The organism is Kitasatospora sp. NPDC096204, from assembly GCF_044763205.1.
GTDB lineage: Bacteria > Actinomycetota > Actinomycetes > Streptomycetales > Streptomycetaceae > Kitasatospora.
Window position 1 is genome coordinate 88,849 of the sequence record NZ_JBIWFT010000008.1, and the last position, 15,566, is coordinate 104,414.

The 15,566-nt window shown below is 70.9% G+C and carries 16 protein-coding genes; 15 read left to right on the forward strand and 1 reads right to left on the reverse strand.

Annotation, left to right across the window (positions count from 1 at the left end; genetic code table 11):
* Nucleotides 1–52: 52 nt before the first annotated feature.
* The gene (locus ACIQ87_RS11110) at nt 53–1,012 is read left to right on the forward strand and encodes a tRNA (adenine-N1)-methyltransferase (protein WP_402404817.1); all 960 of its coding nucleotides are present in this window, start codon (nt 53–55) and stop codon (nt 1,010–1,012) included.
* Nucleotides 1,013–1,093: 81 nt separating this feature from the next.
* Nucleotides 1,094–1,756 (forward strand): hypothetical protein, encoded by a 663-nt coding sequence (locus ACIQ87_RS11115; protein ID WP_402404820.1) that lies wholly within the window; start codon nt 1,094–1,096, stop codon nt 1,754–1,756.
* Nucleotides 1,757–1,790: 34 nt separating this feature from the next.
* On the opposite strand, the gene ACIQ87_RS11120 is transcribed toward ACIQ87_RS11115, so the two are convergent.
* A complete protein-coding gene (locus ACIQ87_RS11120) occupies nt 1,791–2,096 on the reverse strand; it encodes a ferredoxin (RefSeq protein ID WP_392874377.1) in 306 nt (101 codons plus the stop codon).
* Nucleotides 2,097–2,382: 286 nt separating this feature from the next.
* On the opposite strand from ACIQ87_RS11120, the gene arc reads away from it, so the two are divergent.
* The 13 genes from arc to ACIQ87_RS11185 all read left to right on the forward strand — a co-directional run bounded on the left by arc (nt 2,383) and on the right by ACIQ87_RS11185 (nt 15,475).
* Nucleotides 2,383–4,149 carry a proteasome ATPase gene (arc, locus tag ACIQ87_RS11125; protein ID WP_402404822.1) on the forward strand — a complete coding sequence of 589 codons (1,767 nt, stop codon included), beginning with the start codon at nt 2,383–2,385 and terminating at the stop codon, nt 4,147–4,149.
* A 226-nt stretch (nt 4,150–4,375) separates the two neighbouring features.
* Entirely contained in the window at nt 4,376–5,887 is a 1,512-nt protein-coding gene (gene dop, locus ACIQ87_RS11130) for a depupylase/deamidase Dop (RefSeq protein WP_402404825.1), read from the forward strand.
* Between the two features lie 174 nt (nt 5,888–6,061).
* A complete protein-coding gene (locus ACIQ87_RS11135) occupies nt 6,062–6,280 on the forward strand; it encodes a ubiquitin-like protein Pup (RefSeq protein WP_188299085.1) in 219 nt (72 codons plus the stop codon).
* A 163-nt stretch (nt 6,281–6,443) separates the two neighbouring features.
* Nucleotides 6,444–7,286 (forward strand): proteasome subunit beta, encoded by an 843-nt coding sequence (gene prcB, locus ACIQ87_RS11140; protein ID WP_402404828.1) that lies wholly within the window; start codon nt 6,444–6,446, stop codon nt 7,284–7,286.
* Nucleotides 7,287–7,317: 31 nt separating this feature from the next.
* A complete protein-coding gene (prcA, locus tag ACIQ87_RS11145) occupies nt 7,318–8,073 on the forward strand; it encodes a proteasome subunit alpha (RefSeq protein ID WP_402404831.1) in 756 nt (251 codons plus the stop codon).
* 118 nt (nt 8,074–8,191) lie between these two features.
* Nucleotides 8,192–9,553 carry a Pup--protein ligase gene (gene pafA, locus ACIQ87_RS11150; RefSeq protein WP_402404834.1) on the forward strand — a complete coding sequence of 454 codons (1,362 nt, stop codon included), beginning with the start codon at nt 8,192–8,194 and terminating at the stop codon, nt 9,551–9,553.
* 301 nt (nt 9,554–9,854) lie between these two features.
* Entirely contained in the window at nt 9,855–10,697 is an 843-nt protein-coding gene (locus tag ACIQ87_RS11155; protein ID WP_402404837.1) for an FKBP-type peptidyl-prolyl cis-trans isomerase, read from the forward strand.
* A gap of 260 nt (nt 10,698–10,957) precedes the next feature.
* On the forward strand, nt 10,958–12,268 hold the full coding sequence (locus tag ACIQ87_RS11160; RefSeq protein ID WP_402404840.1) for an FKBP-type peptidyl-prolyl cis-trans isomerase: 1,311 nt from the start codon (nt 10,958–10,960) through the stop codon (nt 12,266–12,268).
* Nucleotides 12,269–12,414: 146 nt separating this feature from the next.
* Nucleotides 12,415–12,825: an FKBP-type peptidyl-prolyl cis-trans isomerase gene (locus tag ACIQ87_RS11165; RefSeq protein ID WP_402404843.1), complete on the forward strand. Its 411-nt coding sequence runs from the start codon at nt 12,415–12,417 to the stop codon at nt 12,823–12,825.
* Nucleotides 12,826–13,002: 177 nt separating this feature from the next.
* A complete protein-coding gene (locus ACIQ87_RS11170; protein WP_402404846.1) occupies nt 13,003–13,977 on the forward strand; it encodes a helix-turn-helix transcriptional regulator in 975 nt (324 codons plus the stop codon).
* A 73-nt stretch (nt 13,978–14,050) separates the two neighbouring features.
* Complete coding sequence (locus ACIQ87_RS11175; RefSeq protein WP_402404849.1) at nt 14,051–15,007, forward strand: helix-turn-helix transcriptional regulator; 957 nt, start codon at nt 14,051–14,053, stop codon at nt 15,005–15,007.
* A gap of 27 nt (nt 15,008–15,034) precedes the next feature.
* Nucleotides 15,035–15,241, forward strand: coding sequence for a hypothetical protein (locus tag ACIQ87_RS11180; RefSeq protein WP_375876040.1), 207 nt, complete (start codon nt 15,035–15,037; stop codon nt 15,239–15,241).
* A gap of 21 nt (nt 15,242–15,262) precedes the next feature.
* Nucleotides 15,263–15,475: a hypothetical protein gene (locus ACIQ87_RS11185; protein ID WP_402404852.1), complete on the forward strand. Its 213-nt coding sequence runs from the start codon at nt 15,263–15,265 to the stop codon at nt 15,473–15,475.
* The last annotated feature ends 91 nt before the right edge of the window (nt 15,476–15,566 follow it).

Consider the following 15,566-nt stretch of genomic DNA (forward strand, 5'->3'; position numbering starts at 1 on the left):
CGACGATCACCCGCGTCCCGCGGGCCGGTCCGCTTCCCTTAGGATTGTCGGCATGTCCGAACCGACCGGTGCCGCCCGCCGACGCGGGCCCTTCCAGGTCGGGGACCAGGTCCAGCTGACCGACCCCAAGGGTCGCCACTACACGTTCACGCTCCAGGCCGGGAACCAGTTCCACACCCACAAGGGTGCGTTCCCGCACGACGAGCTGATCGGCGCTCCCGAGGGCACGGTCGTGCGCACCACGGGGAACGTCCCGTACCTCGCGCTGCGCCCCCTGCTCCCCGACTACGTCCTGTCCATGCCGCGCGGCGCCGCCGTGATCTACCCCAAGGACGCGGGGCAGATCCTGGCGATGGCCGACATCTTCGCGGGCGCCCGCGTGGTCGAGGCGGGTGTCGGCTCGGGCGCGCTCAGCACGTACCTGCTGCGCGCCGTCGGCGAGCAGGGCCTGCTGGCCTCGTACGAGCGTCGGCAGGACTTCGCCGACATCGCCCAGGGGAACGTCGAGCGCTACTTCGGTGGCCCGCACCCGGCGTGGAAGCTCACCGTCGGCGACCTCCAGGACAACCTGGTCGAGACCGACGTCGACCGCGTCATCCTGGACATGCTGGCCCCCTGGGAGTGCCTGGACGTCGCCTCCAAGGCGCTCGTCCCCGGCGGCCTCATCTGCTGCTACGTGGCCACCACCACGCAGATGTCCAAGACCGTCGAGGCGCTGCGCGAGCACGGCACCTTCACCGAGCCGCAGGCCTGGGAGACCATGGTCCGCACCTGGCACCTGGAGGGCCTGGCCGTCCGCCCGGACCACCGGATGATCGGCCACACCGGCTTCCTGCTCACCGCCCGCCGCCTGGCGGACGGCGTGGAGCCGCCGCTGCGCCGCCGCCGCCCGGCCAAGGGCGCGTACGGCGAGGACTACGACAACGGGGCGCCCGAGCCCACCCTCCAGGAGCGCGCCGCGGCCCGCAAGGCCGTCCGCGCCACGGACGCGGACCAGCCCGACCTGGGCTGACCCGGACCCACCGAGAAGGGGTGGTGCGAGCACCGTGCTCGCACCACCCCTTTCGCATGCCGCCGAACACGGTGTGGGACGATGCTCGCTCACGCAGAGCGGCTTGTGGAGCCCTGGAGGGGACGCCTGGTGGAGACCGCGGTCGGGACGACGACGGCGACGACTGGACAGCGGACACCGCGGGGCCGTTCCGGGCCCGGACACGCGCGCACCGCCCCCTGGCACTGGGCCGTCGCCCTGGCCGGCTGCGGCGCGGTGGTGGGGGCCGCGCTGGCCGCCTCCCCGGCGACCGGCACCCCGGTGCCCGCCCACGAGACCCCCAAGGCCCTCGCCGCGACCGCCGCCCCCGACCCGGCCCGGGCTCAACTCCCGCTGGACTGCGGTCCGTTCCCGGTCAAGACGACGCTGGCCGTGCCCGCGCGGCTCGGTGACGGCCGCCCCGGCACGGTGGTCACCGCGCACTGCGCCGCCGAGACCGGCACCCCGCCGGACGCCGTCTTCCTGCTCGGCTTCGGCCCGGGCGAGCGCCCCGAGGTGGTGGCCACCCTGCTCGCCGAACGCGAGAACCTCACCGTGAGCCGGCTCGCGGTGAGGTCGGACGGCGCCATCACCGGCCACGCGCAGGGGTATTCGAGCGAGGACGTGCCGCGGTTCCGGCCGGACATCTCGGTCGACCTCACCTGGACGCACCGGGGCGGCGGCTGGGAACGCTCCCAGACCGCCGCCCCGGTCTCCGCCGTGTGACGGACCGACTACGCCGCGGACACCGCGGACCCGGCTACTCCGCGTCCGGCCCGTACACCTCGACCCGGTCGGCGACCCGGCGCACGTGGATGCAGTCGCCGGGGCACTCCTTCGCCGAGTCCACCACGTCCTGAAGGATCGTCAGCGGCACCGGGGCGGTCTCCCCGGGCTGCTGGCGCAGCTCGTCGTCCGGCCCCTTCACGTAGGCCAGCCCGTCGATGTCGAGCTCGAAGACCTCGGGTGCGTACTGCGCACAGATGCCGTCGCCGGTGCACAGATCCTGGTCGATCCACACCTCCAGCTCCTCGGCCGCTGCCGCCGTCTGCTCGGTCACCGACATGGTCCCCTGCCGTTTCTGTCCCGGGTCGCCCCTATTCCTGGAGCAATCCCGCCATTCGTACAACGATCGGACCTCGAGTTGTGGTCGCGATCGGATATCACTTCGCTCGACGATACATCTGGCCCGCTTTGGGTGGTGCGCGGTGGGTATCCCCCTTAGCAGAGGGGAAGCGCGCTGGGGCGAAGATCGGACACGCCCGTTCCATCTTTCTTGATCTAGGGGTTTACGGACCCCTGGTCCCAGGTAGGGTCTGGAAGCGTCCAGCTCCCCGGAGGAGGTGAGGACCGTGGCAGCCCACGATGACGACTACAACCGCAGCACCGGCAGGCCCGCTCGTGGTTCCGACGAGGCCGCTCAGGTCTCGTACCTTGAGCAGGAAATCGCCGTGTTGCGCCGCAAGCTCGCCGACTCGCCGCGCAATTCGAGGATCCTCGAAGAGCGGATCGTCGAGCTCCAGACCAACCTGGCGGGCGTGACCGCCCAGAACGAACGGCTCGCCTCCACCCTGCGCGAGGCCCGCGACCAGATCGTGGCCCTCAAGGAGGAAGTGGACCGGCTCGCACAGCCCCCGGCCGGCTTCGGCACCTTCCTCGACGCGAACGAGGACGGCACCGCGGACATCTTCACCGGGGGGCGCAAGCTCCGCGTGAACGTCAGTCCCAACGTCGCCCTCGACGAGGTGCGGCGCGGCCAGGAAGTGATGCTCAACGAGGCCCTCAACATCGTGGACGCGATGGCCTTCGAGAACATCGGCGAGATCGTCACCCTCAAGGAGCTCCTGGAGGACGGCGAGCGCGCCCTGGTCCTCGGTCACACCGACGAGGAGCGCGTGGTGCGCCTCGCCGAGCCGCTGCGCGGGATGACCATCCGGGCCGGGGACGCCCTGTTGCTGGAGCCCCGCTCCGGCTACGTGTTCGAGGTCGTGCCGAAGTCCGAGGTCGAGGAGCTGGTCCTCGAGGAGGTCCCGGACATCGACTACCGCCAGATCGGCGGCCTGAGCAACCAGATCGAGCAGATCCGCGACGCGGTCGAGCTGCCCTACCTGCACGCCGACCTCTTCAAGGAGTACGAGCTGCGCCCGCCCAAGGGCGTGCTGCTCTACGGCCCGCCCGGCTGCGGCAAGACGCTGATCGCCAAGGCGGTCGCCAACTCGCTGGCGAAGAAGGTCGCCGAGGTCACCGGCCGCCCCCAGGGGAAGAGCTACTTCCTCAACATCAAGGGCCCCGAGCTGCTCAACAAGTACGTGGGCGAGACCGAGCGGCAGATCCGGCTGGTCTTCCAGCGGGCCAGGGAGAAGGCGGGCGAGGGCACGCCCGTCATCGTCTTCTTCGACGAGATGGAGTCCCTGTTCCGCACCCGCGGTTCCGGGGTCAGCTCGGACGTGGAGAACACCATCGTCCCGCAGCTGCTCGCCGAGATCGACGGCGTGGAGGGCCTGGAGAACGTCATCGTCATCGGCGCCTCGAACCGCGAGGACATGATCGACCCGGCGATCCTGCGGCCCGGCCGCCTGGACGTCAAGATCAAGATCGAGCGCCCGGACGCCGAGGCCGCGAAGGACATCTTCTCCAAGTACCTCAAGGACTCGCTGCCGTTCCACCCGGACGACCTCAAGGAGCACGACGGCTCCGTCGAGACCACGGTGGCCGCGATGATCCAGTCGGTCGTGGAGCGGATGTACTCCGAGACGGAGGAGAACCGCTTCCTGGAGGTCACCTACGCCAACGGTGACAAGGAGGTCCTGTACTTCAAGGACTTCAACTCCGGCGCGATGATCCAGAACATCGTCGACCGGGCGAAGAAGATGGCCATCAAGGACTTCCTCGACCACGGTCAGCGCGGTCTGCGCGTCTCCCACCTGCTCGCCGCCTGCGTGGACGAGTTCAAGGAGAACGAGGACCTCCCGAACACCACCAACCCGGACGACTGGGCCCGCATCTCCGGCAAGAAGGGCGAGCGGATCGTCTTCATCCGCACGCTGGTCACCGGCAAGCAGGGCGCCGAGTCCGGCCGCTCGATCGACACTGTCGCCAACACGGGGCAGTACCTGTAAGCACGCGGTTGTCCGGGCCGGCAGCGGTCCCCGGAGCTGTACGCACCCCGTCCGGCTGTGGCGCCTCGCGGCCCCACAGCCGGACGGCGCGTCTCCGGGCCCGCCGCTCGGCGCCGGGTTCTAGGCTCGACCCACCGTCCGCGGGCAGAGGCCCGGCCGGTGTTGTTCGGCGGTACGTCAGCGTGCTCCGCCCGTCGGGGGCGGTGCACCGGGCAAGGAGGGCCGCATGACCGTACGGCGCGTGATGGGCATCGAGACCGAGTACGGGATCTCCGTGCCCGGGCACCCCAACGCCAACGCCATGCTCACCTCGTCCCAGATCGTCAACGCGTACGCGGCGGCGATGCACCGGGCACGGCGGGCCCGCTGGGACTTCGAGGAGGAGAATCCGCTGCGCGACGCACGGGGGTTCGACCTGGCCCGCGAGGTCGCGGACGCCAGCCAGCTGACCGACGAGGACATCGGCCTCGCCAACGTCATCCTCACCAACGGGGCCCGGTTCTACGTGGACCACGCGCACCCCGAGTACAGCTCGCCCGAGGTGACCAACCCGCGTGACGCCGTGCTCTGGGACAAGGCCGGCGAGCGGATCATGGCGGCGGCCGCGCAGCGCGCGCTGGAGCTGCCCAACGGCCAGAACATCCACCTGTACAAGAACAACACCGACAACAAGGGCGCCTCCTACGGCACCCACGAGAACTACCTGATGAAGCGGGCGACACCGTTCGCCGACATCGTCCGCCACCTCACCCCGTTCTTCGTCTCCCGCCAGGTGGTCACCGGCGCCGGCCGGGTCGGCATCGGCCAGGACGGCTCGGCGCACGGCTTCCAGATCAGTCAGCGGGCGGACTACTTCGAGGTCGAGGTGGGCCTGGAGACGACGCTCAAGCGCCCGATCATCAACACCAGGGACGAGCCGCACGCCGACGCCGAGAAATACCGCCGGCTGCACGTGATCATCGGGGACGCCAACCTCTCCGAGATCTCCACCTACCTCAAGCTGGGCACCACCTCGCTGGTCCTGTCGATGATCGAGGACTCGTTCATCGCCGCGGACCTCGCCGTCGACCAGCCGGTGCGCACCCTGCACCGGGTCTCCCACGACCCGACGCTCAAGCACCTGATCACCCTGCGCAACGGGCGCAAGCTCACCGCCGTCCAGCTCCAGCTGGAGTACTTCGAGCTGGCCCGCAAGTACGTCGAGGACCGCTTCGGCACCGACGCGGACGAGCAGACGGTGGACGTGCTGGCGCGCTGGGAGGACGTCCTGGGCCGGCTGGAGCGCGACCCGATGTCGCTCTCCCGGCAGCTGGACTGGATCGCCAAGCGGGAGATCCTGGAGGGCTACCGCAGCCGGGACGCCCTGCAGTGGGACAACCCGCGGCTGCACCTGGTCGACCTCCAGTACAGCGACGTACGGCCCGAGAAGGGCCTCTACAACCGTCTGGTGGCGCGCGGCAGGTTCGAGCGGCTGCTCACCGAGGACGAGGTCGAGCGGGCCGTCTCCAAGCCGCCGGAGGACACCAGGGCGTACTTCCGCGGGCGCTGCCTGGAGCAGTACGCGGAGCACGTCGCGGCGGCCTCCTGGGACTCGGTGATCTTCGACCTGCCCGGACGGGACTCCCTGCAGCGGGTACCCACCCTGGAGCCGCTGCGCGGCACCCGCAACCACGTCAAGGAGCTGCTGGACCGCTGCCGCACGGCCGAGGACCTGCTCCGGGTGCTGTCCGGCGGGTAACTTTTCGATCACCATGGGTGAACGTCCGCCGAATGGGAATCATCCGGGGTGGCAGCGGGTGTTGGACAGGAAGCGCCACCGGCAAACCGGGAGCAGCAGTCGCACCTTGTGTATAGGGTCGGTGCAGCAAGCAACGACCGAACCGTGCCAGACGAATCGAGCGGGGTGAGGGAAATGGCGAGCAAGGACACCGGCGGCGGCCAGCAGCGGGCGAACCGTTCCTCCGAGGAGGTCGAGGAGCAGGCCGCGGAAAGCCAGAATTCCGACGACCTCAAGGAGCGCCAGGAAAAGCTGAGTGACGACGTCGACGCGGTGCTGGACGAAATCGACGAGGTCCTCGAATCCAATGCGGAGGATTTCGTTCGGGGATTCGTCCAGAAGGGCGGGCAATAGTCCGGCCCCGGGCATTCCGGAATTCACGGTCGCGATCGTCCCCGGCGGCCGGGCGGAGAACACCGCCCGGCCGTCCGGCACCGGCCCCTCCACGCGTTCACGGTGATCGTCGGACGGGTAGGGTGCGGGCAGCGCGCGCTTCAAGCTACCTGGAAGGAATCGTGTGGAAGCCAACACTCGCGGCACCGGGCGTCTGCCGGCCGCCTTCCTGACCCCGGGGTCGTCGTCCTTCATCGACTTCCTCGCCGACCACCAGCCGGAACTGCTCCCCGGCCGCCGCGGGCTCCCCGAGGGCGTCATGGTCGAGGCCCCGCACGGGACCACGATCGTGGCCGCGGTTTTCGACGGCGGCGTGGTGATCGCGGGTGACCGGCGGGCGACCATGGGCAACGTGATCGCCCAGCGCGACATGGAGAAGGTGTTCCCGGCCGACGAGTTCAGCGCGGTCGGCATCGCCGGCACCGCGGGCCTCGCGATCGAGATGGTCCGGCTGTTCCAGCTGGAGCTGGAGCACTACGAGAAGATCGAGGGCACCACGCTCTCCCTGGAGGGCAAGGCCAACCGGCTCACCACCATGATCCGGGGCAACCTGGGCATGGCGATGCAGGGCCTCGCGGTGGTGCCGCTGTTCGCCGGCTACGACCTGGACCTCGGCCGCGGCCGGATCTTCAACTACGACGTCACCGGCGGGCGCTCCGAGGAGCGCGGCTTCACCGCCACCGGCTCGGGCTCGGTCTTCGCCCGCGGCTCGATGAAGAAGCTCTTCCGCGAGGACCTGACGGCCGACCAGGCCGTCACCATGGTCGTCCAGGCGCTGTACGACGCCGCGGACGACGACTCCGCCACCGGCGGTCCCGACCTCGCCCGCAAGATCTTCCCGATCGTCTCGCTGATCACCGAGGACGGCTTCCGCCGGCTCACCGAGGCGGAGGTCACGGAGGTCGCCGTGGCCATCACCGACGAGCGCCTGACCCGGCCCAACGGCCCGCAGGCCCCGCTGATCTAGCCACCCCCTCACAGGAAAGGGACGACCGCCGGTGTCGACACCGTTCTACGTCTCACCCCAGCAGGCCATGGCGGACCGCGCGGAGTACGCCCGCAAGGGCATCGCCCGCGGTCGCAGCGTGGTCGTGCTCACCTACGCCGACGGCATCGTCTTCGTCGCGGAGAACACCTCCAGGGCGCTCCACAAGGTCTCCGAGATCTACGACAAGATCGCCTTCGCGGCGGTCGGCCGCTACAACGAGTTCGAGAACCTGCGCATCGGCGGCGTCCGCTACGCCGACCTGCGCGGCTACTCCTACGACCGGGCCGACGTCACCGCCCGCGGCCTGGCCAACGTGTACGCCCAGACCCTGGGCACCATCTTCTCCTCGGTCGGCGAGAAGCCGTACGAGGTCGAGCTGATCGTGGCCGAGGTCGGCCGCACCTCCGACAACGACCAGATCTACCGGCTCACGCCGGACGGCTCGGTCGTCGACGAGAAGAACTACGTGGTGGTCGGCGGCAACGCCGACTCGATCGGCAACTACCTGGGCCAGCGCCACCGGGCCGGCATGAGCCTCACCGAGGCGGTGAGGCTCGCCGTGGACTCGCTCGCCCGGGACCCCAGCGGCGGCAGCCCGCGCAGCCTCACGACGGAGCAGCTGGAGGTCGCGGTCCTCGACCGCCAGCGGTTCCAGCAGCGCAAGTTCAAGCGGATCCTGGGCAACCAGCTGGGCCGGCTGCTCGACGGTGACCAGTCCGCCGAGGCGGACGACGAGGACAACCCGGCGGACGGCACGCCGGTGTAGCAGTTCCTGCGGAGTCCCGTACGGCGGCCTGCCGCCCGTACGGGACTCCGGTGCCCCTGCGGCGGCCCAGTCGTCGTGGAGGCGGTTTCGGACAGCTCCGACAGAGAATGGAGTGCTCATGGACCGCCGGATTTTCGGGCTGGAGAACGAGTACGGCGTGACCTGCACGTTCCGCGGGCAGCGGCGGCTGTCGCCGGACGAAGTGGCGCGGTACCTGTTCCGCCGGGTCGTCTCCTGGGGGCGCAGCAGCAACGTCTTCCTGCGCAACGGCGCCCGCCTGTACCTCGACGTGGGCTCCCACCCCGAGTACGCCACCCCCGAGTGCGACGACGTCGTCGAGCTGGTGACGCACGACAAGGCCGGCGAGCGCATCCTCGAAGGGCTCCTGGTGGACGCCGAGCGGCGGCTGCACGAGGAGGGCATCGCGGGGGACGTCTACCTCTTCAAGAACAACACCGACTCGGCCGGCAACTCCTACGGCTGCCACGAGAACTACCTGGTGGCCCGGCACGGCGAGTTCTCCCGGCTGGCCGACGTGCTGATCCCGTTCCTGGTCACCCGCCAGCTGATCTGCGGCGCGGGCAAGGTGCTCCAGACCCCGCGCGGCGCGGTGTACTGCGTCAGCCAGCGGGCCGAGCACATCTGGGAGGGCGTCAGCTCCGCCACCACCCGCTCGCGACCGATCATCAACACCCGGGACGAGCCGCACGCGGACGCCGAGCGCTACCGCCGGCTGCACGTGATCGTCGGCGACTCCAACATGTCCGAGACCACCACGCTGCTCAAGGTCGGCTCCACCGACCTGGTGCTGCGGCTGATCGAGGCCGGCGTGGTGATGCGCGACCTCACCCTGGAGAACCCGATCCGGGCGATCCGCGAGGTCAGCCACGACCTCACCGGCACCCATCAGGTGCGGCTCGCCAACGGCCGGGAGGCCAGCGCGCTGGACATCCAGGAGGAGTACTACACCAAGGCCCTGGAGTTCGCGGACCGCAAGGGCATCAACACCGGGACGGTCGCCCGGGTGCTCGACCTGTGGGGCCGCACCCTGGAGGCCGTCCGCACCGAGCGGCTGGACGGGGTGGCCCAGGAGATCGACTGGATCATGAAGTACAAGCTCATCGAGCGCTACCGCGAGAAGCACCAGATGAGCATGTCCAACCCGCGGGTGGCGCAGATCGACCTCGCGTACCACGACATCCACCGTCGCCGCGGCCTGTTCTACCTGCTCCAGGGCAAGGGCCAGGCGCAGCGGGTGACCACCGACCTCAGGACCTTCGAGGCCAAGTCGATCCCGCCGCAGACCACCAGGGCGCGGCTGCGCGGGGACTTCATCCGCCGGGCGCAGGAGCAGCGCCGGGACTTCACGGTGGACTGGGTGCACCTGAAGCTGAACGACCAGGCCCAGCGCACGGTGCTGTGCAAGGACCCGTTCCGTTCGGTGGACGAGCGGGTGGAGAAGCTGATCGCGGGGATGTGAACCCACTGAGGCCGAACGGTCACTCAGGGTGACCAAAATGCTGTGATCAAGGAGGCGTCCGGCCCCGGTGGTGTCTACCGGGGCCGGACGCGTGCCGGGCATACGCTGTCCGTCGAGTCAGGAGAGCCGACTTCGACCGACAGTTAGGACCACCGTGCGCCGCACCGCCGGTTTGCTTCTCACCCTGCCGCTGCTGCTCGCGGTCGCCTGCAGCAGTTCCCCCCCGGCGGCCGGCCCGGCGACGCCGACCACGGCGAGCGCCGCCCCGACGGTGCCGGCGCCGGTCAGCGAGGCGTCACCGATGCCCACCCTTTCGGGTGGCGGGTACGGCAGCAAGGCCACCATCACCATCCCCGAGGGCCAGCAGCCCAGCGGCCAGTTCGTGGTGAACACGGTCACCGAGGGCGAGCGGGCGACCGTCAACAAGGGCGACTGGGTGACGGTCAACTACACCGCCAAGGACTGGACCACCGGCAAGGACCTGCCCAGCTCGTACGACGCCAACGGCAAGCCGCAGCTCTACCAGGCCGGCAGCGGACAGCTGGTGCCGGCGCTGGACCAGAGCGTGATCGGCAAGAAGGTGGGCTCCCGGCTGCTGGTGGTGGCCCCGCCGGCGGCGGCCTTCGGCGAGCAGGGCTCCACCCAGCTGGGCGTCAACAAGGGCGACACGGTGGTGTTCGTGCTGGACATCATGGAGAGCCTGCCGCCGGACTCCACGCTGAGCGGGACGATGACCGAGCTGCCCGCGACGATGCCGCAGGTCAAGGACAACGGCAAGGCCCCGGCGACGATCACGATCCCGGCCGGGCAGGCCCCGCCGAACGAGCTCCAGCAGGCGGTGCTGATCAAGGGCGAGGGCAAGCAGGTCAAGAGCGGGCAGACCCTGGTGGTGCAGTACACCGGGGTGCTGTGGGCCAACGGCCAGCAGTTCGACTCCTCCTGGACGCACGGCGGAGCCCAGGCGGTGCAGATCGGCACCGGCAGCGTGATCGAGGGCTGGGACAAGGGCCTGGTCGGGCAGAACGTCGGCAGCCGGGTCCTGCTGGTGGTGCCGCCGGCGCTCGGCTACCAGGACAAGGCGCAGGGCTCGGTGCCCGCGAACTCGACCCTGGTCTTCGTGATCGACATCCTCGAAGCGGTCTAGCGGTCGGCGGGGATCGACGGGGCTGTGCCTGGTGGGATCCACCGGGCACAGCCCCTCGAACTCACCCCGGGGATTCCGTACGCTTGGGCGGACGCTCGTACAACGAAGCGTCCGCCCTCATCCTGAGCTGTCATACTGCCCACGCACTGTGGCAGGCGCCGCCCGGCGCCGAGGCCTGGGGCGGGCGGTGCGACCGCAGGCCGGCGTGCCCACGCCGGGCGCAGACCTGGAAGACCTCGTGGCGAGATGGATGGGGAGTCATGACTGAGAAGACGCCGAGCCCGGGCGGGGCCGGCACCGCGGCGAACGACGGCTCTGCGGACCCGGCCGCCTCCCGTCCCGGCGGCCCGGTCGGCGGGGACCGCGAGTCGATCGTCGTCCCCCCGGCGATCCTGGCGCAGCAGGCCGGCTGGGCGCAGCCCGGCGAGGCGCCGCGCGCCCCGGGCGGGACCAAGACGGACGACGCCCCGCAGATCTTCGCCTCCAACGTGCGCAAGTCCGACACCTCGGAGGCCGGGTACGACGAGAACCCGCCCGGTGTCGGCAAGCTGGGTGTGATCCTCGGCACGGTGATCGCCCTGCTGCTGGTCGGCAGTGGCGTCACGCTCTACATGGTGAACAAGGACGGCTCCAAGGACAGCGCCGCGGCCAAGCCGGACGCGGCCAAGACCGCGCCGCCCACGCCGACCGCCGACCCGGTCCCGCCGATCAAGGACAGCGCCAAGGTGCTGCCGACGGTCGCCGGCGACTTCGGCAAGAAGGCCGAGATCCAGGTGCCGGGCGAGGCCTCCGACGGCTCCTTCGTGGTCAAGGTGCTCACCGAGGGCAGCGGCGCCAAGGTCGAGAAGAACTCCTGGGCCTCGGTGGACTACACCGCCAAGGACTGGAACACCGGCAAGGACATCCCGAGCTCGTACGACGCCAACGGGAAGCCGCAGATCTTCCAGGCCGGCACCGACTCGCTGATCCCGGCCCTGGACCAGGCCGTGATCGGCAAGAAGGCCGGCAGCCGGCTGCTGGTGGTGGCCCCGCCGGCCGCCGCGTTCGGCGCCCAGGGCAAGGCCGACATGTCGATCGGCCCCAAGGACGACCTGATCTTCGTGATCGACATCCGCAACGCCAACGCGCCCGACTCCGTGGTGAGCGGAACGGTCACCCCGCCGCCGGCGGACTTCCCGCAGGTCAAGGACAACGGCAAGAAGCCGGCCGAGATCACCCCGGTGGCCGGGGCGAAGGACCCGACCGAGCTGAAGTCGCACGTCCTGATCAAGGGCACCGGGCCGGTGGTGGCGAAGGGCGAGAAGGTCGTCGTCCAGTACACCGGCGCGCTGTTCAAGGACGGCAAGGTGTTCGACTCCTCGCTCAGCAAGGGCCAGGCGTTCACCTTCCCGGTCGGCGGCGGCCAGGTCATCCAGGGCTGGGACCAGGGCCTGGAGGGCCAGACCGTCGGCAGCCGGGTCGAGCTGGTGATCCCCGCCTCGCTGGGTTACGGCGACAAGGGCCAGGGCGACATCCCGCCCGGCGCGACGCTGGTCTTCGTGGTGGACATCCTCGACGCCGGTCAGGGCTGATCCACTTTCGGGTGACAATGGTGCACGTGTGACCTTCCGGTCCGGCCGTGTGGCCGGACCGGAACGGGCGGCGGGTGCGCGTACGGTGGTTTGCCGAGACTTCTGTCGGGGCGGACCCGGTACGGGTGCCCGCCGCTTGGTCGTGAATGCAAGCGAATGTGAGAAGAGGGACTGTGAGCGTCAACCTCAACGAGAAGCCCGAGATCGACTTCCCGATCGGCGACGCCCCGACGGAGCTGCAGATCCGCGACATCGTCGTCGGTGACGGCGAGGAGGCCAAGCCGGGCCAGGTCGTCAGCGTCCGCTACGTCGGCGTGACCTTCGAGACCGGCGAGGAGTTCGACGCGAGCTGGAACCGGGGCACCGCTCCGTTCCAGTTCCCGCTGGGCAAGGGCCGCGTCATCAAGGGCTGGGACCAGGGCGTCGCCGGCATGAAGGTCGGCGGCCGCCGCGAGCTGACCATCCCGTCGCGCCTGGCGTACGGTGCCCAGTCGCCGACCCCGGCCATCCCGCCGCACTCGACCCTGATCTTCGTGGTCGACCTGCTGGGCGTCTGAGCCTGCCGTGACCGTGGGCCGGACCCCTTCGGGGGCCCGGCCCACGGCCGTGTCCGGGGGCGTTCCCGGAGGCGGCTTTTGCAGTGCGTACCGCTACCGGTACGGTCGGTCCCGCCGGGTGGAGATCGCCCGGTTGGCGCACCCCGCGCGCGGCGCGGCACACCGGAAGGGTCAGCGATGGCGATCGCCAAGGCAGAGCGGCTGATGAATCTCGCCCTGTGCCTGATGAACACCAGACGTCCGCTCTCCAAGAAGGAGCTGCGGGAATCCATCGAGGCGTACCGCGAGGCCTGGCAGACCAGCAGCGAGGACGCCTTCAACCGGATGTTCGAGCGGGACAAGGACGACCTGCGCGAGCTCGGCCTGGTGATCGACGTCGACGAGAGCACCCTGGACGGCGAGCTCGGCTACCTGGCCCGGGCCGACCGCAACCGGCTGCCCGAGATCGCCCTGGACGCCGAGGAGGCGGCCGCGCTGACCCTGGCCGCCCGGGTCTGGCAGCAGGCGAAGATGTCCGGCGCGGCCAGCGGCGCCCTGCAGAAGCTGCGCGCGGCCGGGGTGCCGTTCACCGAGGCCGAGGGCCGTACCGCCCTGGAGCCGCGCATCCCCGCCAGGGAGGCCGCGTTCGAGCCGCTGCTCACCGCCGCCCGGGACCGCCGTCCGGTCACCTTCGAGTACCGCAAGGCCGGCGCCGCCGCCGTCGAGCAGCGCAGCGTCGAGCCGTGGGCGCTGGAGTGCTGGCGCGGGCACTGGTACCTGGCCGGGTACGACCGCGACCGGGGCGACGCCCGGGTGTTCCGGCTCAGCCGGATCACCGGCCGGGTGAAGGCGCGGTCCGGGGCCTTCCTCGGCACCGTGCCCGAGCACGTGGACGTCCGGGCCACCGTGGCGAAGTTCGCGGGGGAGGGGGCCACCGCCACCGCGACCGTCCGGGTCCGCCGGGGCGCCGGCTTCCCGCTGCGCACCAAGGCGCTGAGCAGCACCCGGGTGGACGAGGCCTGGGACGAGCTGGAGATCCCGTACGGCAACGGGCTGGGCGCGGACCTGGCCGAGTTCGGGCCGGACGTGCTGGTGCTCGGGCCGGAGGAGCTGCGGGCGGATGTGGTCGACCGGCTGCGGGCGGTCGCGGGGCTTGAAGGAGAAGGTGCGTGAGCGAGCGGAGCGAGCGAGCCATGGAAGGGCGCGTACTGTGCGAAGCGCCCGCCGAGCGCAGCGAGGTGGACGCATGAGTAACGCCATCGACCAGACCAGGCGGATGCTGTCGCTGGTCACCTACCTGCGCGAGCGGCCCGGGGCCGAGGTCGCCGAGGTGGCCCGGGCGTTCGGGATCAGCGAGCGCGAGCTGATCGCGGACCTCAACGTGCTGCCGATGTGCGGCACCAGCTTCCGCGGCGGCGACCTGCTCGACATCGACACCGACGGCGAGCGGATCTGGTGGCACAACGTCGACGACGTGGCCCAGCCGCTGCGGCTGGCCGCCGACGAGGCGACCGCGCTGCTGGTGGCCGCCCGCGCGGTGGCCGGGCTGCCGGGCCTGCGGGCCGGGGACCGCGAGGCGCTCACCCGGGCCGTCGCCAAGATCGAGAACGCGGCGGGGGAGAGCGCCGAGGGCAGCGCCAGGGTCGGCGTGACCTTCGAGGCGGAGAGCCACGTCTTCGCCGACATCGACCGCGCGCTCAGCGAGGGCCGCCGGCTCTGGCTGCGCTACTACTCGCACGGGCGCGGCGGGATGACCGAGCGGGAGGTCGACCCGATCCGGCTGCTCACCGAGGGCCACACCTACCTCGAGGCCTGGTGCCGCACCTCCGAGGACCACCGGATGTTCCGGCTCGACCGGGTCGCCGAGATCCGCGTCCTGGACGTCCCGGCCGACCCGCCCCGGCGCGAGCCGCGCGACCTCAGCGGCGGGCTGGTCAACCCGGCGGCGGACGACCCGGAGGTGGTCGTCGAGGTCTCCTCCGGCGGGCGCTGGGTGGCCGAGTACTACACCCACGACCGGGCCGAGGAACTGCCCGACGGCGGGCTGCGGATCACCCTGCGCAGTGCCGACCCCTCCCAGCTGCGCCCGCTGGCGCTGCGGCTGGGCCGGGACGGCCGGATCGTCTCGCCGCCCGAACTGGCCGAGCAGGCGCGCTCGGCCGGGCGGGAGGCGCTGGCCGCCTACGGGGAGGGGCGGGTCTGAGCGGTGGAACCCGGGACCAGATTCAAGGTGTACTGCTCCGAATGCCGGGAGAAGGTGGAGCTCCCGGCCGAGGACTTCCGCCTGACCCTCGGTCGCACCCCGGCCCAGGCGCACTACAGCTTCGGCTGCCCGCGGTGCGGGGCGGCGGTGCGCAAGCCGGCCGGGGAGAAGATCGTCGAGGCGCTCACCGGGGCCGGGGTGCGCACCATGCGGCTCGTCCCGGCGGAGGGGTGACCCCCGTATAGGGTGGGGCGCATGTCCTGGATGCTCGTCGCCGCCGTCCTGCTCGCCACCGCGGGCCTGCTGGTCCTCGGGGTCCTCGCGATCCGGCTCTGGCTGGACGTGCGGGCGCTGGCCAAGGGCGTGGACCGGGCCTCGCGGGCACTGGCCGCGGCGGCCGAGGACCTGGCGGAGGCGATACCGGCGGCGAACGCCCCGGTCGAGGAGCGGACCGTCCCGGTCGCGTAGTTCCGCATAGCACGGCCGGGCCGGCGGCGGTACGGGGGCTGCTGCGCGCGGGTGGGGTCGGGTTACGCTCTGAGGTGGCTCCTGAACCGCG